At 64.8% G+C, this 19,990-nt stretch carries 11 protein-coding genes and 1 tRNA gene; 8 read left to right on the forward strand and 4 right to left on the reverse strand.

Annotated features, from left to right (window positions below; genetic code table 11):
* Positions 1-139 precede the first annotated feature (139 nt).
* Positions 140-1,063, reverse strand: a complete 924-nt coding sequence (locus ACZ5B4_RS13675; protein WP_464911787.1) for an SGNH/GDSL hydrolase family protein — start codon at positions 1,061-1,063, stop codon at positions 140-142.
* A 277-nt stretch (positions 1,064-1,340) separates the two neighbouring features.
* Here ACZ5B4_RS13675 and ACZ5B4_RS13680 point away from each other — a divergent pair, with 277 nt between their 5' ends.
* The 7 genes from ACZ5B4_RS13680 to ACZ5B4_RS13710 all read left to right on the forward strand — a co-directional run bounded on the left by ACZ5B4_RS13680 (position 1,341) and on the right by ACZ5B4_RS13710 (position 15,483).
* Positions 1,341-3,827, forward strand: coding sequence for a hypothetical protein (locus ACZ5B4_RS13680; RefSeq protein ID WP_464911788.1), 2,487 nt, complete (start codon positions 1,341-1,343; stop codon positions 3,825-3,827).
* A 1,290-nt stretch (positions 3,828-5,117) separates the two neighbouring features.
* The gene (locus ACZ5B4_RS13685; protein WP_464911789.1) at positions 5,118-6,590 is read left to right on the forward strand and encodes an efflux RND transporter periplasmic adaptor subunit; all 1,473 of its coding nucleotides are present in this window, start codon (positions 5,118-5,120) and stop codon (positions 6,588-6,590) included.
* A 42-nt stretch (positions 6,591-6,632) separates the two neighbouring features.
* Positions 6,633-9,803: an efflux RND transporter permease subunit gene (locus ACZ5B4_RS13690; RefSeq protein WP_464911790.1), complete on the forward strand. Its 3,171-nt coding sequence runs from the start codon at positions 6,633-6,635 to the stop codon at positions 9,801-9,803.
* 227 nt (positions 9,804-10,030) lie between these two features.
* On the forward strand, positions 10,031-11,419 hold the full coding sequence (locus ACZ5B4_RS13695) for a TolC family protein (protein ID WP_464911791.1): 1,389 nt from the start codon (positions 10,031-10,033) through the stop codon (positions 11,417-11,419).
* A 203-nt stretch (positions 11,420-11,622) separates the two neighbouring features.
* Complete coding sequence (locus ACZ5B4_RS13700) at positions 11,623-11,880, forward strand: winged helix-turn-helix domain-containing protein (RefSeq protein ID WP_464911792.1); 258 nt, start codon at positions 11,623-11,625, stop codon at positions 11,878-11,880.
* A gap of 213 nt (positions 11,881-12,093) precedes the next feature.
* On the forward strand, positions 12,094-13,155 hold the full coding sequence (locus ACZ5B4_RS13705; RefSeq protein WP_464911793.1) for a PIN/TRAM domain-containing protein: 1,062 nt from the start codon (positions 12,094-12,096) through the stop codon (positions 13,153-13,155).
* 273 nt (positions 13,156-13,428) lie between these two features.
* A complete protein-coding gene (locus ACZ5B4_RS13710; protein WP_464911794.1) occupies positions 13,429-15,483 on the forward strand; it encodes a carboxy terminal-processing peptidase in 2,055 nt (684 codons plus the stop codon).
* Positions 15,484-15,634: 151 nt separating this feature from the next.
* Here the strand turns inward: ACZ5B4_RS13710 and ACZ5B4_RS13715 are convergent, their stop codons facing one another.
* Together ACZ5B4_RS13715 and ACZ5B4_RS13720 are read right to left on the reverse strand one after the other, a co-directional pair.
* Positions 15,635-16,981: a Gfo/Idh/MocA family protein gene (locus tag ACZ5B4_RS13715; RefSeq protein ID WP_464911795.1), complete on the reverse strand. Its 1,347-nt coding sequence runs from the start codon at positions 16,979-16,981 to the stop codon at positions 15,635-15,637.
* 153 nt (positions 16,982-17,134) lie between these two features.
* A complete protein-coding gene (locus ACZ5B4_RS13720; protein WP_464911496.1) occupies positions 17,135-18,220 on the reverse strand; it encodes an IS630 family transposase in 1,086 nt (361 codons plus the stop codon).
* A 285-nt stretch (positions 18,221-18,505) separates the two neighbouring features.
* Between ACZ5B4_RS13720 and ACZ5B4_RS13725 the strand changes: the two genes are divergently transcribed.
* A tRNA-Val gene (locus ACZ5B4_RS13725) sits at positions 18,506-18,579 on the forward strand.
* A gap of 30 nt (positions 18,580-18,609) precedes the next feature.
* Here the strand turns inward: ACZ5B4_RS13725 and ACZ5B4_RS13730 are convergent.
* Positions 18,610-19,944, reverse strand: a complete 1,335-nt coding sequence (locus ACZ5B4_RS13730) for a YkgJ family cysteine cluster protein (protein ID WP_464911796.1) — start codon at positions 19,942-19,944, stop codon at positions 18,610-18,612.
* Between the last annotated feature and the right edge of the window lie 46 nt (positions 19,945-19,990).

Consider the following 19,990-nt stretch of genomic DNA (forward strand, 5'->3'; position numbering starts at 1 on the left):
GCGTCGGCCGCGGCGGGGCGCGGCCCACCGTCCAGCGTCGCGGGACGGCCGTCCCACTACGTTCCCACCCCTGAAAGCCGTGCTTCGCCGCGTCCGCCGGCGGGGACGCAGCCCGGCAGCCGCTCGTGCGTCCAACGATTTACCGCGTCGGTGTCGGGTTGCGGTCCGGTGCAAAAAAGGCCGTCAGCACCTTGGCGAGCACCTGCTCGCCGTATTCGTTGGCATGCACCGCGTCCCGGTAGAAAAGATGGGGATGTAGTCCCGACGAGCGGAGGTACTCGGCCCAAGGGGTGGTCATATCGAGAAAGGCGCACTGCTCCTCGGCCGCCAAACGGCGCAGGGCCTCGCCGTACCGCCCGGTGCCGGAATAGGGGGCTTGGGCCAATTCCTCGGCATCCCGGGGATCGGCCGTGCCGAAGACGCCCGTCATCAACAGAACCTCCACCTCCGGCAAGGCCGCCCTCAGTTGATGAATCACCTCGCGAATGTCGTCGATGCTCTTTTGGCTGATTCCGCCGATGAGCACCAAATCGGGCCGAAGGGGCACGACCACCTTGTCGATGCGGCCCTCTTGCCGGTAGTGCTGGCACCCTCCCCCGCCGCGGACATAGACCACGGCTTGGATATCGGCCTTGGGATAGGCCTCGCGCAACAAGGCCACCCAACCCGAGCGCATGGTGTCGTTGACGATGCTGTCGCCGACGGCCGCGATCCGCAGGGAGCCTCCTTCGGTCAGCCGCCGTCGCGTCCGTTGCAAATGGGTCCAATCCGGGTTGGGCGGTGTGAACGTGCCCGGCGGCATCTCCGCTTGGATCTTCCGAATTTGTTCTAGGGACCGCTCCGGCGTACTGAACAGATAGTAATCCGGCTCGGGCGACGAATGGTCGCGGGAGGGCCTGTCCGGCGGATACTTGGGCGGCAAGGCTCCCTTGTCGGGGAACTTCACGGGCGAGTCGGCGGCCATATCCGCGGCGTCGGCTGCCGACAATGCGACGCAAAGGATCCCGCACGCGCCTGCTAGACCGACCAACCGCCGACCGCACCGCACCGCTGCACGAATCATCGCGTTCCTCCCACGACCTGCAAGGACACCGACGAGGGAAGGCCGGCTCTCCCCGCTTGGGGCACGAACCCCGCAGCCTACCGAAGCCGACAACGCCGCTTAGATTACCCCACCCCGCCGCGGATTTCGATAGACCGGATATCCCGGGGCAGACAAGAATTGACGCTTGACAAGCCACAGCCCTCTCTTCAAGATGACGTTGGTTCGCCCGATGCCGCGGCGTTCCACCGGGGCAGGACAAGAAAGAACTCCGTGAACAATCACCAGGGGCAGGGATATGGGCCAGTCGTTTGACCCCTACGCGCAGTGGTTGGGCATTCCGGCTGACGAGCAACCGCCCGACCACTACCGTCTGCTGGGCCTGCCTCGCTTCGCCGGCAGTCGCGAGACGATTGCCAAAGCGGTTGAAGCGAGGGTGGCTTTGCTCCAGGAGTATCGCACGGGGCCACAGGCCGAAGCGGCGGCAAGAATGGCCGCCGAGATCGTCGCCGCCGGGACGTGCTTGTTGGATCCCGAACGAAAGACAGAGTACGATCGCCGGTTGCGACAGGCCGACGTGCCGATCCCGCCGGTTCAGTGGGAGCCTCCGGCCGCCGTAGCGTGGGACGATGTGCGAAGCAAAGTTTACCCGGCACGCGAAGCAGGATCTTCTGCCGGCAAACGGCGCAAACGAACCAGCGCTGCGGTGAAATCGGCCAAGATTGTCGGCGGTGGGGTGGCGGGAATCCTGCTGGCAGGCGTGATCCTGTGGTACGGTTTCGGCGTCGATCCGCTGAGAGTGATATCCAAAGGCAACGGCCGGGAATCGCCGGCGCAAGGCACAACCGGAATTGCCTCGGCGGACGGCACGGCCGCGGTATCGCAAGCCGACTCTGCCGGAGGTGCAACCGGAGCCGCCTCGCAATTGCCGGCGTCGCATGCTTCTTCCGGCAAAGCGATCCGCGACAGGGAGGAACCGGGGCACGCATCCGCCGCGGAAGCCGCACATTCGCAGACGGATCCGGCGTGGAATGCGTTTGCGGAAAGTTCATCACTCGACCCGACCGGTGCGGCCTTCTCGACCGGCGCGGCTCCCATGGTCGGCACGGAGGGCGGCGTCAACGCCGGCGGGCCGCGCCCGGCGAAACCGGACATTCCACCTGTTGCGGACCAGGCCGACTGGTTACCCGTAACCTCACATACTCAAAACGCGGCTACGGCACAGAACGCGTTTCCGGCGGCAACGGCACCTGTAGCCCTCCAGGCCGCCGAACCGCCGATTGCCCCGCCCAGTGCCGATGTGGAGAAGCAAATCACCGCCTCGCTGGAAAAGGTTTTCAACCTTGACAAAGCAGGTTCGCGCGCCGAAGCGCAGCAAAAACTGCAACAATTGCGCGCTGCGCTGGGGGACTCGGGCACCACCGATGACGAGCGATACGTGCTGTTGCAACTGGCCGGCCGCCAGGCACTCGCGGCCGGCGAAGTCGACGCGCTGTGGGACTCGTGGACGCAACTTACCATCAATTACGCATGCGATGCCGGAATGCTGCTCAAGGGGGTGCTCTCCGGGCAGCGCAGCGACGTCTATTGGATCACCCGCGTTGCGGCCGAATCGGCCGTGGCGATTTCTCAGGCCTGCCGCCAGGGGCGCGTGGAACAGGCCGCCGCCGCAGTTGACGCTTTGAGCGAGCTGGCCCGCACAGCCCGGCCCGAGCGGGCGACCGTGGCCTTATGGTGCCTGGGCGAAGCCCGAACACTGCTCAAGCAGGCCGCCGATTGGTATCGCGAGTACCGTTTCGCGCAAGCGCGGCTGGGCATGGCCCCCCAGGATGCGGAGGCCCATCGCGCCGCGGGACGCTGGCTTTGCCTGGGTGCCGACGATTGGGACGCAGGCCTGCCACATCTGGCCGCATGCGGCGATTCCCTGCTCGCCGAGGCGGCCAAGGCCGAACAAGCGATGGACGCCAACGTGCCGACGGCTTTGGCTGCCGTGGCCCACCGCTGGTGGCAGTATGCCGAGAAGGCCGACCGCAGCGAGCAACCGTATTTCCGCGCCCACGCCGTGCAGCTTTACCAGCGGGCCCTGCTGCCGCGTGATGCACCGCTGTCGGCTCTGGAGAAAGCGGGGGTGGAAAAGCTCCTGGAGCAGCCTGAGGCCCAAGCGGCAAAACCGCTTGGCGAGCAAATTGCCGCGGCCTTGCGCGGCGGGCCTTCGCTTAGGGATAAGTGGGTCGAGTTGGGGCCGCTCACCCGCCTGGGGATGGCGCCACAACAGGGAGAGGTTGCCCTGGGAACTCGCGGCTTAGTCCTGGGACAGATGTCAGGAATCTACCTGCCGATGCTGTCGTCCGGGAGTTACGATCTGAAAGCAGTCTTCACGCGGCTAAAAGGCGACGACTCGGTCAGCGTGGAGTTGCCTGTGGCCGGTACCGGCTGCCTCGCGGTCCTAAGCGGCTGGCGCGGTCAGTGCCACGGTATCGGCCTGATCGACGGCCGCGAGGGCAACGCGAATCCAACCAAAAGGACACCGGGAACAATCCCCAACGGCGTGTTGCTTACCTGGGAAATCGCCGTCCGCGTGAGGGCCCCCCTTTGTTCGATTCAAGCCGCGTTAAATCGCACGCCGCTCTTCGCTTGGCAGGGGAAGATTAGCTCGTTGACGGTCCCGCAGGGGTTTCCGGCCGACCGCATCGGCATTCATAATTACCTCAACGAAGCCACTGTCTTTCATTCCGTGTCGGTTCGGCCGTTGGATGAGAAGGCGGTCCTGGTGTTCGGCGATTGAGCCGAACGGTCCGAGTGCCTCCGACCGGTGTGGAGGACGTGTTTTTTTCAGGCAGAAGTGCGCCACTTGTGAAAACGTCTCTTGTTCTGCGCGCAGCATTGGTACTGCGGGCGGCCGAACTACGCTGGAGGCGATTACACCTGATCGGGCTGATCAGCCGGCTGCGGTCCGATCAGCCGGTCGTGATGGCGGGGGGCATCCGATCGCACGCGCCTGCTAGACCGACCGGCCGCCGCCGACCGCACCGCTGCACGAATCATCGCGTTCCTCCCACGACCTGCAAGGACACCGACGAGGGAAGGCCGGCTCTCCCCGCTTGGGGCACGAACCCCGCAGCCTACCGAAGCCGACAACGCCGCTTAGATTACCCCAACCCGCGGCGGATTTCGATAGACCGGATCTCCCGGGGCAGCCAACTAACTACTTCCTTATTGCCCCGAACGGCGGAAGAGTCTAAAATTGCGCCATACGAAATGACGACAATCTTGGGCGAGGTCTACGACCGAGTCGCTGCCTGCGGCGCGTGCATCTTGCGAGTGCATATTTGCAAGTTTGGGCGGCGAAAAGCAAAACCCCTTGAACCGGCGGGGTGCCGTGATTACTTGGGCGGTGCGTTTGACGCTGGCGATTTCCGTGCTTTGGCACACGGTCGCCGGATGCTGCGCGCACCACCGCCACGAAACGTCGGGCCGCCCTGCCGGCAACGTGAGCGCATCGGCGCCCGCCGGGTGCGCGGGCAATGCTTGTCGGGGCGCAACCGCGGCTCATCACCGGTCATCCAGGGCCGCGGTCGGCGGGGACCGTTGGCAAGACTCGACCGCCGTACAATCGGCACCGACCTGCGATTCCCGCCGCGGCTTTCAGCCCTGTACCGAAGGCCCGTGTTCCTTCGCCGATTCGCCGACGGTGCGAATCGACCGGGCGAAGGAGTATCCTCGGCCGTTCGACACGTCCATCGCTGTGATGAACGACCTTTTGCAAGTTGGAACGGCGGGCATTTTGCTTGCAAGGGAGGCGGGCGCCGCGGGCCGGTCATGCGGCCCCTTTGCGGTGCCATCCCTCCGCACTCATCTCGTCCTGTGCCTGCTTTCTCTGTGATCCTCCGCTCCTCTTCGCGGTAGCCGATACCGGCACACAGTCCCCGCCGTCCGGCGAATACGGATCGGCGGACCGTCGGCCGGGGGCATTCTCTCGAAAGTTCCATGCAAACGGGCACGGTACAAACGGGAACGGTTTCCGGCCCGAATCCCTTTCCGGTCCATTTCCGGCGGCTTCATCGCGGAGGTTTTCATGGTCCTTGGTATCCGAAGATTTTTGCCGCGTCGCCGGCCCGGCCTGGTCCTCGCCGGGATCGCGGTGGCGACCGTCGCCGCACTGCTACTCTTTTACCGATCGGCGGGGCGGTCCGTTGCCGAATTCCTCGCCCTCCGGTCCGCTCCAAGCTCGCCTGCTCACGGGGACGAAGACCCGCACGAACATGGCGCCGGTCCCGGGACGGAGGTCCGTGCGGCAGTTCCGGCGGCGCGCGGCCCCTCGGCGGAAGCAAACCACGGCGCGGAAGGGCACGATGAGCACGACAAGCACGGCGAAGCCATCGAGCTGAGCGAGCAAGCCTTGAAAAACATCGGTTTCGAGCCGTACCCGGTGCGGCTCTCCACGTTCGTACGGCGGATCAACATGCCGGGCATGATCGTAGAGCGGCCGGGGCGATCGCAGATTCAAGTCGCCGCGCCCATGACGGGGATCGTGACCAAGATCCACGTGATGGAGGGCACCGCCGTGGAGCCGGGCACGCCGTTATTCGAGCTGCGGCTGATGCACGAGGAATTGGTCGCCGCGCAGGCCGACTTCGTCCGGGCCGCCGAAACCCTGGAAGTCGTGCGGAGCGAGTTGCGCCGCCTTCAGTCCGCGGAGGAGGGCGTGATTGCCGGGCGGCGCATCCTGGAACAGCAGTACGAGGAGCGCAAACTGGAAGCCGAGCTGCGGGCGGGACGCCAGGCCTTGCTCCTGCACGGTTTGACGTCGGATCAAATCGACGCAATCTTGACTCAGAGGAAGCTCTTCCAGGTTCAGCACGTGTCGGCCCCCACCCATGAGCACGATCGCGACGATTGCCGGGCCGATCACCTTTTCCACGTCCAGTCCCTGCCGGTGAAGATCGGACAGATGGTGGAAGTCGGACAGGTCCTCTGCGTCTTGGCCGACCATTGCGAACTGTTCGTGGAAGGCCGAGCCTTCGAGGACGATCTGGCGGCGCTCCGCCGGGCGGTGGAGAACGATTGGGAGGTCTCGGCCGCGTCGGCGGGCGACGGGGAGAGCATCGAGGGATTGAAGGTCCTGTATTTGGCCGACCGTGTGGACGAGCCGTCGCGGACCTTCCGCTTCTATCTTCGCCTCGTCAACCGCATCGAGCAAGAACGACGCAGCGAAACCGGCTTGCGGTTCATTGATTGGCGGTATAAGCCGGGGCAGCGCGTGGAGCTGAACGTGCCGGTCGAGCGTTGGGAGAACCGCATCGTCGTGCCCGCCCAAGCCGTGGTGCGCGAGGGCCCGGAGTGCTATGTGTATCGGCAGGAGGGCTCCCGGTTCGAGCGCGTCGCCGTGCACCTCGAGTATCAAGACCGCCGCTCGGCGGTGATTGCGGCGGACGGCGCCTTGACGCCGGGCGAGACGGTGGCGGCCGCCGGGGCCTTTCAAATCCATTCGGCGTTGAAGAACCGGTCGGGGGCGGGCATCGATCCCCACGCCGGACACAACCATTGAAGGCTGCTTTACCCACGAACATACGGCGAGATCCCTCGGCCCATGTTGAATGAACTGATTCGCTTCTCCCTCCGGCAGCGACTGTTGGTAACGGCGGCGGCAATCTTCCTTTCCGGCTACGGCCTGTGGCAGATGCTGCGGTTGCCGATCGACGTCTTTCCGGACCTCAACCGTCCGCGGGTGGTGATCCTGACGGAGGCGCCGGGCTTGGCGCCCGAGGAGGTGGAAACGCTGGTCACGTTTCCCCTGGAGGCCGCCCTCAACGGGGCCGCCGGCGTGCAAACCGTCCGCAGTTCGTCCGGCGTCGGCCTCTCGGTCATCCAGGTGGAGTTCGATTGGGGGACGGACCCCTATCTCGACCGGCAGATCGTGAATGAACGGCTGAGCCAAGCGGCGGATCAACTCCCGCCGGGCATCAAGCCGCAAATGGCCCCGATCTCCTCGATCATGGGCCAAATCCAGATCATCGGGATGTACAGCCGCGGCGGAAAGACGTCGCCCATGGAGCTCCGCACTTTGGCCGATTGGGTGATTCGGCAGCGGTTGCGGGCCGTGCAGGGGGTGTCGCAGGTCATCGTGATGGGCGGCGAGCGGAAACAGTTCCAAGTGCTCCTCAACCCCCACGAATTGCGGCGCTACGGCATCTCCCTTCGCGAAATCGAGGCGGCGTTGTCCGAGAGCAACCAGGATACGGCGGGCGGCTACTTGGACGCCGAGGGGGTGCGCGAGTATGTGGTCCGATCCTTGGGGCGGGTCCGCTCCGCCGACGATATCGCCCGCGTCATCGTCGCCCGACGGGAGGGCCGCTCGGTGCGGCTCTCGCAGGTCGCCCGCATCGTCGAGGGCGCGGAAATCAAGCGCGGCGACAGCGCGGCCTTCGTGCGGGGCGAAGACGGGCGATTCGAAGGGGGGCCCGCCGTCGTCTTGACCGTCAACAAGCAACCCGGCGCCGACACCCGACGGGTCACCGACGCTGTGAATCAGGCGATTCGCGAGATGGCGGCCTCGCTGCCCAACGACGTCCGCTTGGTGCCCTTGTACGAGCAAAAGGCCTTCATCGACCGAGCCGTGGAGAACGTGGCGGGAGCCTTGCGCGACGGGGCCGTGCTGGTCGTCATCGTCTTGGTTTTGTTCCTCATGAACCCGCGGACCACCGTCATCAGCCTGACCGCCATTCCGCTCTCCCTGGTCGTCACGGCGGTCGTCTTTCACGCCCTGGGGTTTTCCATCAACACGATGACGCTGGGCGGTCTGGCGGTAGCCATTGGGGAATTGGTGGACGACGCCATCGTGGACGTCGAGAACATCTATCGGCGACTGCGCGAAAATCGGCGCAGCCCGAATCCCCGACCCGCGTTATGGGTGGTCTATCAAGCGAGTTGCGAAATCCGCAACTCCGTAGTGTACGGAACGCTGATCGTGGTGATGGTCTTTCTTCCGCTGACGGCGTTGTCGGGGATCGAGGGCCGGCTGTTCGTGCCCTTGGCCGCCGCCTACATCACGTCGCTGGCGGCCTCCTTGCTCGTCTCTCTCACGGTCACGCCGGTGATGAGCTATTGGCTGCTGGGCCGGGCGAAGGGCAAGGAGCGAACGGGAGACGGGCTGCTCTTGCGCGGGTGCCGGTGGGCGTCGGAGCGGGCGATCCGCCTCAGTTTACGGTTTCCCGGTCTCGCCTTGGCATCCGCGGTTCTCGCCGCGGTCTTGGCCGGATGGGCGACCTGGCGATTGGACCGCGACTTCCTGCCGCCGTTCAACGAGGGAGCCGTCCAAATCAACGTCCTCTTGCCGCCGGGCGTCTCCCTAGCCGCGTCCGACCGGACCGCCCAGGCGGTGGAAAAGCGGATTCAGACCCTGGAAGACGTCACGGCGTTCGTTCGCAAGACGGGCCGCGCCGAATTGGACGAGCATGCCGAAGGGGTCCACGTGACGGAGATCATCGCGACCATCGATCCCCGCACCAAGAAGACCCGCGAGCAAATCTTGACGGAGATTCACCAAGCCTTGGACCAGGTCCCGGGCATCGTGATTTCGGTCGAGCAGCCGATGGCGCATCTGATTTCCATGATGCTGTCGGGCGTCAAGGCGCAGGTGGCGATCAAGCTCTTCGGCGACGACTTGGAGGTTTTGCGGCGGGAGGCGGAGGGGATTCGCGCGGCGGTGGCGGACGTGCCGGGCATCCGCGATTTGCAGGTGGAGCCGCAGACCGTCGTGCCTCAGCTTCGCATCGAGGCGGACGCCCACGCCTTGGAATTGTTCGGCCTCCGCCGCTGGGACGTGAACGGCCTGGTCGAAACCGCCTTGGCCGGCAAGGTCATTTCGCAAGTCTTGGAAGGGCAACGGGCGTTCGATCTGCTGGTCCGCCTGGACGAACCGTATCGCGAAGACATCGCCTCCTTGCGGCGAATGGTAATCGACACCGCCGACGGCGGGACCGTCAAGCTGGAAGATGTGGCCCGGATTTACGAGGCGGGCGGCCCCAACATCATCCAGCGCGAGCAGGTGCGGCGCCGCATCATCGTGCAATGCAACGTGTCCGGCCGAGGCCTGGTGGACGTGGTGGAGGACATGAAGCGCCGGCTCCAACCCATCCAGGCCGAATTGCCGACCGGCTATTACATCGAATTCGGCGGCCAGTTCGAGAGCCGGCAAGCCGCCGCGCGAACGATCGCCGTACTCTTCGCGGCCGCGCTTGCCGCCATGTTCCTGCTGCTTTGGAACTTGTTCGGCTCCGTGAACCTCGCCCTGCAAGTGATGATCGCCGTCCCCATGGCGTTCGTGGGCGGTGCGGCGGCCCTGTACCTCTCGGGACAAACCTTGACGGTGGCGGCCATGGTCGGCTTCATCTCCTTATGCGGCATCGCCGTACGCAACGGGATTCTGCTCACCAACCACTACCTGCATTTAGTCCGTTACGAGGGCGAATCGTGGACGCGAGAGATGATCGTGCGGGCGGGACGCGAACGCGTCGCCCCGGTTCTCATGACCGCTCTGACCTCCGGCCTCGGTTTGGTGCCGCTGGTTCTTGCGGCGGGCGAGCCGGGCAAGGAGGTCCTCCATCCCGTGGCCGTGGTCATCATCGGGGGCTTGATCACGGGGACGTCGGCGGAGTTTCTGGTCCGCCCGGCCCTGTTCCAATGGCTCGGCCTGCGCGCCGCCCAAAGGGTCGTGCAGCGCCCCGAACAAGAGACTTTACCGCCCGACGAGCCGTTTTAGAAGGAGTTGCCGTCTTCAAAGGCGAATGCCGCTCGGGACGAAGGCGAAATCTCGCCCGCAAGCACTTCCCGGCAAAGATAACGAAGTTGCGGAAGGTGGCGATTCTAGCAAGAAACTCCGGATTGGCGGTTTGGCGCTCTATTCCGGCTCCAGTCAGGTCGAAGACAGGAAAGGGACCGTGGTATGGATACAACCGGGAAGGGTATTTTGGGATGTCAAACCGCGGGATGTCAAATCGTTCGGTTAAACCGCGAATCCTGACGCTGACGGCGAGCATCTTGCCGGCGGCGGCGATTTGGGTCTATGCGGCGGCGGTCACGCAGCTTACCGTCCGGATCGCCGCGGCGCACGATGGAAACGCCCAAGCTCTCCCCGATGCGGCCGTGATTTTCGTTGAGAACGAAGGGGGGAGCGAGAGGGGCAGTGCTCCCTCCGGTCCCGCGGCCGCGATGACGCTGAGCGAGTTGGAGCAGCTCGCGTTGCAGCATCATCCGGCCCTGGCGCGAGCCGAAGCGCTCGTAGGCGCGGCCCAGGGGGGGCGTCTCCAGGCCGGTCTGCCTCCTAATCCCTCGATCGGGTACGAGGGACAACAACTCGGCAGCGGCGGCCGGGCGGAGCAGCACGGCGTCTTCATCGAGCAGGAGTTCCGCCTCGGCGGCAAGCGGCAACTCGATCAAGCCGTGGCGGCCCGCGGGGTCGCCCTGGCACGCGGCGATTGGGATATCCGGCGCCGGGAAATCTTGACCGAACTTCACATCGCCTTCCACGAGGCCGCCGTCGCCATGCGAAACGTTCGGTTGGCCGAAGACCTCGTGAAGATCAGTTCCGAGATCGAGCGGAGCGTGGCGGCCCTGTATCAGGCCCAGGAGGTACCGCGCGCCGCGTGGTTGGAATCGCGGCTGGAAACCGAAACCGCGCGATTGATGGCACGCAAAGCGGAGGAGCGCTACTCAGCCGCCCGACGGAGATTGGCATCGGCCGTCGGCATCCCGGAGCTGCCTCCTCGGCCGCTCCAGGCGGAGCCGGACGACCTGCCCGAACCGCAAGACTTCGAAGCCCTTTGGCGACGGATTCAGGCCTCCAGCCCGGAACTCCTCCGCGCGACCCGGGCGGTGGAACATGCCCGCGCCGTGCTCCGGCGGGCCTGCGCCGAGGCCGTCCCCAATCTGACGGTGCAGGGACTGGTCAACGTGATCGACAACGGCGCGGACGGCACGGCCAACGGCGGCATTTCCGTGAGCTTGCCCCTGCCGATCGTGAATCGCAATCAAGGCGCGGTGATGCAAGCCCGCTACGAACTCTCCGCCGCCGAAAAGGCCGTCAGGGAATTGGAGCTGGATCTTCGCGGGCGGCTGGCGGAGGTCTACGCGCGGTATCGCGATGCGCGGGCCGAAGCCGAGCGTTATCGCTCGACCATCCTTCCCACCGCTGCGGAGGTACTCGAATTGACACGGAAGTCCTACCAGGCGGGCGAGGCGAGTTTCGCCGATCTCCTTTTGGCCCAGCGATCCTACGTGCAAAAACAGGTAGAGTACTTGGAGGCTCTGTTGCGGTTTCGCACGGCCGAAGCGGAAATGGCAGGCGACCTGGTGACAGTCTCCTCGACCGCCCCATGATCGGGTACCCAGGATTGACCGCGGGAGGACCGCCGACACGTTCGCCCCTTCCCACCAAACTGACGTCACCCCTTCAATTTCTTCCTCTTTTTTTGCAATTTACGGTTAACTTGCTTGCTTGGCCGCCGCCGCCAAGGTATGTTGACCGTGAGGTCGGCAGGTCGAAGGCATCCCGGGGCTGCGCAGCCTCGGAAAGTTGGATCGTGTCGTGGGTTTCCCTTACGGTAGGTGGTACCATGGCCGCCGCGGAGGATTACGTCGCTCGCATCGGACACACGGCGGGCTTGGTGTGGACCGCCCTGCACGGCCGGGGCGCCATGTCTCTCAGCCGATTGATCAAGGAGATCGGCCGACCGCGCGACGAGGTCATGCAGGCCGTCGGCTGGCTGGCTCGCGAAGACAAGCTCGCCTTTCAGGATCGAGGTCGGACGCGCATCGTGGCCCTGAAGGAATCCGGCTGAGGTTTCCCGCGCCGCCCCCACGCCGACATCCCCTCGAAGCCGAACCGGCTGCGGGTCGAGCCGTTAGCGGACGGGCAAGGGCCTTTGCGCGGGTTTCGCCGCCCCGCGCCCGCGACTAAAATGGTGTCTTCCCCGTGAAACGTCGCAGGCGTGGCATGGGGGAACGGGCTGGTGTGACTCCTGCGTTTTAGCTTCGGAACAGGAATGGGCAGCATGGCGCTCGCGGTACTCCGTTTCATCTTTCTCGTCGTATTGGCCGGCGTGGCCGTCGTGGTCATCAAGTCGGGGCTTTATCCCACCGACTCCGCCTGGATTGCTTGGCTGCTGGTGTTGGGCATCATGGCGCTGGGCGGTGTCGTCATCGCCCTGGACGTCCTCTTTCCACGCAAGCCGCTGCACATCATTTCCTCCGTCTATTTCGGCCTGATCGTGGGGCTGTTTCTGGCTTACGTGGCCGGCGTGGCCTTGACGCCGATTTTCGAAAGCCTGCAATCGCCCGAGAACGTCCGCAATGTGGTGCAGTTGGTCTTGGCGGCCGTCCTGTCTTACACCTGCATCAGCTTCCTGATGCAGACCAAGGACGACTTTCGCTTCGTCATTCCGTACGTGGAGTTCAGCAAGGAGGTCCGCGGTCGTCGGCCGTTCATCCTCGATACCAGCGTGGTGATCGACGGCCGGATCGCCGATCTGGTGGAGGCCAATCTGTTCGACAGCCGGCTGGTCTTGCCGCGGTTCGCCATCACCGAATTGCAGGCCGTGGCCGACAGCGCGGACAAGTCGAAACGGGCCCGCGGCCGCCGCGGTCTGGATATCCTCAACCGCCTCCGCAACAATCCCGAGGTGGAGCTGGAAATCTTCGATCGCGACCTGCCGGAATTCGCGGGCCAACCGGTGGATCTCAAGCTCGTGGCCCTTGCCAAGCACCTGGAGGGCAAGCTCGTCACGAACGATTTCAACCTCAACAAGGTCGCCCGCGTCCACGGCGTACCGGTCATCAACATCAACGACTTGGCCAACGCCCTCAAGCCGCACTTCCTCCCCGGCGAACACCTCCAGGTTCGCTTGGTGCGTCCCGGCGAAGAGGAGCGGCAAGGGGTCGGCTATTTGGACGACGGCACGATGGTGGTCGTGGAAGACGGCCGGGAATACGTCGGCAAAACCATCTATCTCACCGTCACCAGCGTGCTGCAAACCAGCGCCGGCCGCATGATTTTCGGTCGGTTCGAACGCCTGGAGGCGGGGCAAGGCGGCAACCGCACGGGAAGCGCCGTCTGACCGCGAACGTGCGGCGCTCGGGAGGCGTTCGGGATTTCGGGCGCGGTGTGGGCGGCCTCCGAACGGGAGCATTCCATCCTTGAATCAAGAGGACGCCATGCCCCCCGAGCGGAGTTTTGACCTTTGCCGGTTTCGGCCTGTGCGTAAAATAGCAAAGGATCGTCGCGGAAGGCTTTCCGTCAGGTGAGGGGTATTCCTTTTGAGAACGGTGGCCGCGGCGCCGGAATGCGGTGGCTTTCTCCTTTCTTTTTTCTTCCAGCGAGTGGACCTAGCATGTCTCGATTCTTCACTTCCCGGCCCTCTGCCGGACTGATCTGGGCCGTCTTGTTGTCCTTGGTCGTCACCATTCCGGCTTGTGGGGATCCGGACGGGCCGCGCACGCAAGACCGCCACATCGCGCAGAGCGTCGCCTTGCTCCTGCCCCGACAACACCTCACGCGGCACCCGCTGGACGCGGAAATCTCGCAACGGGCCATGGGATTGTTCCTCAAAGCCCTCGATCCCATGAAGTTGTACTTCTATCAAAGCGACGTGGACCGCTTCACGCAGCAGGCGAATCAAATCGCCGAATCCGTCAAAAAAGGCGACGTCAGCCTGGCCTACGAGGTCTTCAGCGTCTATTTGAAGCGATTGGATGAACGCGTGGCGTCGGCCTTGGATTTGATTCGGCAGCCCCACGACTTCACGGCGGACGAGGAGATCATCCGCGATCCGGACCTATTGACCTATCCCAAGGACGCCGCCGAGGCCCGGGACCGCTGGCGGAAGCGGATCAAGCTCGATCTGCTGGTGCTCAAGGCCGACAAGCAAATGGAGGGTCAAGCCGCCTACGAAAAGCTGGAAAAACGCTACAGCAGTTTCGGCAAGCGGATGCATCAAACCGACGCCGACGAGTTGCTCGAAATCTACCTCACGGCGATTTGCGAATCGTACGACCCGCACACCAGCTACATGTCGCCGGAGACGCTGGAAAACTTCGACATCACGATGAAGTTGGAATTGGAGGGCATCGGGGCGGCTCTGCAATCCGAGGACGGCTACACCATCGTGAAGAGCATCATCCCGGGCGGAGCGGCCGCCAAGGACGGGCGGCTCAAGGTCGAGGACAAGGTGGTGGGCGTGGGCCAGGGTGAATCGGGCGAGATCGTCGACGTCGTGGACATGAAGTTGTCCGACGTCGTGCAGCTCATCCGCGGCAAGCGGGGCACGGTCGTCCGCTTGGAGGTCTTGCCCGCCGCCGGAGGGCCGCGGCAGGTCTACGCCATTACCCGCGAACGCATCGAACTCAAGGACAGCGAGGCCAAGGGCCGCGTCTTCGAGCAGGGCAACCGTCCCGACGGCAAACCCTACCGCATCGGCGTCATCGACCTGCCCAGCTTTTACATGGATATGAGCGGCGCCCGCCTGGGCATCCCCGAATTCCGCAGCACCACCCGCGACGTCCGCCGCATCCTCGACGATTTCAATCGCCAGGGCGTGGACGCCGTGATCCTGGACCTCCGCAAGAACGGCGGCGGCTCGCTGCAAGAGGCCATCAACCTGACCGGCCTGTTCATTCCCTCCGGACCGGTCGTCCAGGTCAAGGACGCCGTCGGACGCGTCTCCGTCTACGACGACGAGGACACGAGCGTGGCCTGGAACGGGCCGCTGATCGTGGTCATCAGCAAGTTCTCCGCCAGCGCCAGCGAAATCCTGGCCGGCGCGATCCAGGACTACAAGCGCGGCCTGATCGTGGGTGACGCCGGCACCCACGGCAAGGGCACCGTGCAAAGCCTGATGGATTTGGGCCAGCAATTGTTCCGCCTGCCCAACGCCCCCAAGTTGGGCGCCCTGAAAATCACCATCCAGCAATTCTATCGACCGGACGGCGACAGCACGCAGAATCGCGGCGTCCCCGCCGACATCACGCTCCCGTCCATCACCGACCACCTGGAAGGCATCGCCGAATCCGATCTCAAGTACGCCTTGCCGTTCGATCGCATCGAGCCGGCGACCTACAAGCCGTACGGCGACATCGATCCCTCCGTCGTCGACTACCTGAAGACCCGGTCGGCGGAACGGGTGGCGGCCTCCCCCGACTTCCAAAAGGTCCGCCAGGACATCGAGCGGTATCTGGCTCAGCGGGCGCGGAAGAGCATTCCCTTGAACGAGGAGAAGTTCCTCGCCCAAATCAAGGAATTGGATGCCGACAAGACCGAGCGGTCGCAATTCGAAAAACTCAATAAGCAAGGCGAGGACGCCGGCATCGAGCGTGACTACTACCTCGACGAAGTCATCAACATCATGCTCGACTACCTGCAATACCGCGTGGTCGCCCGGAGCCGGTAGGCCCCTCGCACCGCATTCCCACGGAACCGGCGCCGGATGCCGACGCTTTGCGCATTCTCGCCTCGGCATCCGGCCGGGGCGGCGCGCCCAAGCCGCCCGCGCGCCGGCCCTGCTTGCCGTCGCCCCGATCCTCGACCGTGCCGCGTGACGATCAGGTGAATTGGTATCGTCCCGGCATGGCGACCGGCGGGACGGGCAACGGCCCGAATTCGTAGCGATCGGGCCCCAGCCGCGTCGTCGATTGCATGGCATCCTCCCACGAGATCGCCTGGCCGCTGTACACCGCCTCGCGGCCGAGGATTCCCGTCATCGTGCTCTCGGCGACGCTTTGCGCCTCGTTGATCGGCTTCCCCTCCCGGATGCTCGCGATCAGGTTTTCGTGCTCGCGTTCGTACGGATTGGGGTTCTCGCCGCGGTAGCGCCAACGTTCACCGCCGGCCTGGATGGACTGGGCGCAATCGCTGCGCCCCTTGCTGCCGACGACCGCCTCGCCCACGATGTTTTGGCAGCCGTTGATCTGGCGGCACTGGCTGAAGACCGTCACGCCGCCCGGATACTCGAACTCCACGGCGAAGTGGTCGAAGATGTGCCCGTACTTGGGATCGGTCCGCACTTGCCGCCCGCCCAAGCCGGATACGGCGCGAATGGGGTGCGTGCCGATGACCCAATTCATGACGTCCAGATTGTGGACGTGCTGCTCCACGATGTGATCGCCGGAAAGCCAGGTAAAGTAGTTCCAGTTGCGGAGCTGCCATTCCATATCGGTCCACTCGGGCCGGCGCTCGATGACCCAAATCTCGCCGCCGTTCCAGTAGGCCTTGCCGTAGATGATCTCGCCGATTGCGCCGTCGTGAATGCGTTGGATCGTCTCGCGATAGCTCAGTTGATGCCGGCGTTGCGTCCCGGCGGCGATGCCGAGGCCCTTCTGCGCCGCCAACTCGCCGGCCTGCATCACCAACTTGACGCCGGGCACGTCCACGGCGGCGGGCTTCTCCATGAAGACGTTCTTGCCGGCCTCGACGGCGGCCATCAGGTGCGCCGGCCGAAAATGGGGCGGCTCCGCCAATATCACGTAATTGATCTCCTCCAGGGCCAGCAACTGCCGATACGCGTCGAAGCCCACGAAGCAATGCTCGTCCGGAATCTTGATGTTCAGCTTTTCGAGTTGCGTCCGGCACGCTTGCAAGCGATCGGCGAAGACGTCCGCCAGGGCTACGACGCGGATATTCGGCCGAGCCACGGCGGCGTTCTCCGCCACGTCTTCGGTATGATAGCCGGCCGACGGATAGATGACGTGCGTCGCGGCTCCCAGAGCGTTCAGCACCGCGCCCGTCCCGCGCCCGCCGCAACCGATCAAACCGATCTTCACTTGGAAGTCGTCGTTCAAGGCGCCGTGCACCATCCGCCACGAGACGGCCGTAGCGGCGGCCCCCACGGCCGCATTGCGGACGAATTGCCGGCGCGAGATACCGGAAGCCGTGGAAAACGAACGTGCCATGCTGTTTGCTCCTTCGCAAAAAGTCGATGCCTAGGAGAGGGGAGACTTCGCCGCGGCGCTTGCCGAAAGCGCTCGCCCGGTAGGCGCGACGGAGATCGGCGCTCGGCCCGGCCGATGCGCGTCGGGCGGCACCGATCACCCTAGTGTAGTGTCTCACTCAGATGGGGCCTTATCCAGTGCGGCGCGGGCGCGACGGACTTTGGCGAGGATCGCCTCGGCCTTGGCCGTCCACGTGAAGCCCTTGGGATTGGCATTGTGATCGGCAATGTATTCATAGATCGCCCGTTCCAACTGCCGAACGCTCTTGAAGACGCCGCGGCGAATGCGGCGATCCGTGATGTCGCGAAACCAGCGTTCGACCAGATTCAGCCAGGAACTACTCGTCGGCGTGAAGTGGATGTGAAAGCGTTGGTGCCGTGCCAGCCACCGCTGCACCTTCGGATGCTTGTGCGTGGCGTAGTTGTCCACGATCAAATGCAAGTCGAGTTCGGGCGGCGTCTCCGCATCGATCTTCTTGAGAAACTTCAACCATTCCTGATGGCGATGTCGCGGCATGCACTCGGCGATGACCTTGCCTTCAGCCACCTCGATGGCCGCAAACAGCGTCGTCGTCCCGTGGCGTTTGTAGTCGTGCGTCAGCGTACCCAACCGGCCGGGATACAGCGGCAAACTTTTCTGCGTGCGATCGAGCGCCTGAATCTGGCTCTTCTCGTCGCAGGAGAGCACCAAGGCGTGTTCGGGCGGGTTGAGGTACAGGCCTACGAGGTCCACGACCTTTTCGACAAACCGCGGATCGTTGGAGACCTTGAAGGTCTTCACCAAGTGCGGCTTCAAGCCGTGGTCACGCCAAATGCGATGCACAGTCGCCTTGCTTACCCCCACGGCCTTCGCCATCGAGCGGGTCGACCAGTGCGTGGCGTTGGCGGGCTTCTCCTGCGTCGTCTTGCGGAGGATCTCCGCCTCCTTGGCGGCGCGGACCTTCGGTCTGCGACCGCCGCGCGGCTTGTCCTTGTCGAGGCCCGCCAGACCCGCCTCCAGGAAGCGGGTCCGCCACGTTCCCACCGTGCGACGCGTGCAGCCGAGTTCGGCGGCAATCTCGTCGTTACGCTTGCCCGCCGCCGCGGCCAGGACGATCTTGGCACGCAACACCACGCGTGCCGGCGTGCTCCGACCCCGCGACCATTTCGTCAGCGTCGTTCGTTCCGCGTCACTCAACTCGATGGCTTTCGCAACTCGCATGGCGTCATCCTCCTCGGTCTGAGAGTGAGACGCCGGCGGCCATGGATAAGTTCCCTCAATTACAAGACACTACACTAGCATAGCCCCGCGGCTCCTCCGGAAGCAAGCGCCGCGAACCCCGCCGAATGTCGACTCGGCCGGCCGACGGCCGGGCCGGTGGGGCTTTTCACGCCCCCGCCTGCGATTACAATACCATAGTGTTCCGCGTTCGCGCGCGGTAAGTGCCGGCCGATCGGTTTTCGATTGCGGTCGTCGGCCTTCTCGCCATGCGAAGAGGAACGGTATGGGCGATTAGCTCAGTTGGTTAGAGCACCAGCTCGACAAGCTGGGGGTCGCAGGTTCGAGTCCCGCATCGCCCACCTCGGGGACCGCGCTTCGCAACGGCGCGGTCATTGAACGTACCAAGCCAGCAGGCGGGGAATTTGCCCCAGCCGATCCAGCGCCCGCAACCGCTGCCGATACCCGCGCGAAGCCTGCGCGGCATGTCCTTCTCCTCGATCCAGCGCGATGACGGCGTCGATGACGTCATCTGCGGTAAGGTTGCGGCCGCGACTCGCCCAGCGCAGCATCCACATCCCCACGGCGAAGGATACCCCGAGTGCCCGGATGCGGTCGGTCAGCGGCCAGCCGCGTCTGCCGCGGACGGCGAAGCGTCGCGAGACGGCCATGCTTTCGAAGTAACGATCCAAGGGGCGGAGAAGCTCGCGATCGAGCGGTCCCAAGGGATTCTCCAGTTCCGCCAGGGAGACCCAGCCGGTGCTCGGCCGGCCCTGCGGCTCGGTCGGGAGGTCGGCGTCGGCGGTCGGGCTTGCCGCGAGGGGCTTCCAGGGGCGAAACGCTCGGCCCGCCGACGGGGCGGGAATGCGCCCCCGACCCCAACCCAGGCTGAGGCTGGTGACGATCCAACGGAGGCGGTCGGCCCAGGTGTTCTCCAGGGCGAAGCGCGGGTGCAGCCGGAGGTAATCGACGATCGTGCGCCGCATCAGCAGTCGGGCGGTGGGGCCGGGCGGGCGCCGCTCGCGGAAAAACTCGCCCGCCTCTTCCGGAATCGAACCCTCCAAGAGTCGCAGCAACTCGCGGAGCTTGCTTTCGTCGGCCCAGATTTGCGGGCGGCAGCGGTCCAGCATGTTCGCCAGCATGACGGCGTGAACCAGCCGCCGGACCATGGGAAAACGGTCGTCGCGGAGGAGACGCTCGACGGAATCGCAGACCCGATGGAAGTGCCGCCAACCTCCGCGCACCGCGACCGACAGCGGCGGCGGGGCCGCGGCGCGGGGACGCAGTCGCTCCTCCTCCGCCAACGGCCGCCATGCCTCGGCTTGCTCCTCCAGCGTGGGGCCGATCTCACTCGCCGCGGTGGGGCAATTGCGACGCACCGTCAGATAGGCAAAGCGTTCCAGCGGCACGATCTGGTAGGGAAACATGCGGCAGACGAGCGGCTTGGCCTCTTCGCCGAACTCTTCATGAATGCGGCAGCGGCCTTGCGGGCTGAGGAAGACGCAATAGCCGTCCGGCCGTTGGGCCAAGCGGTAGCGACGCCGCAAGGGATGAACCCGCACAAACAGCCTGCGCCGGGCGAATTCCGGGCGAGACTGCCAGCCTTGCTCGCGAATGCGGTGATATTCGTCGTCGCTCAACGGGATGATCACGCCGCGGCAACAAATGCCGCAACCTTGGCAGCGCCAGCGGTCTTCGAAAGGCGTAACACGCAGGGGTAGATTCATGGCGAAGACGAGTCCCGCCCGTGGCGAACCGCGAAAACCTTGCCGC

The organism is Thermogutta hypogea, from assembly GCF_055386265.1.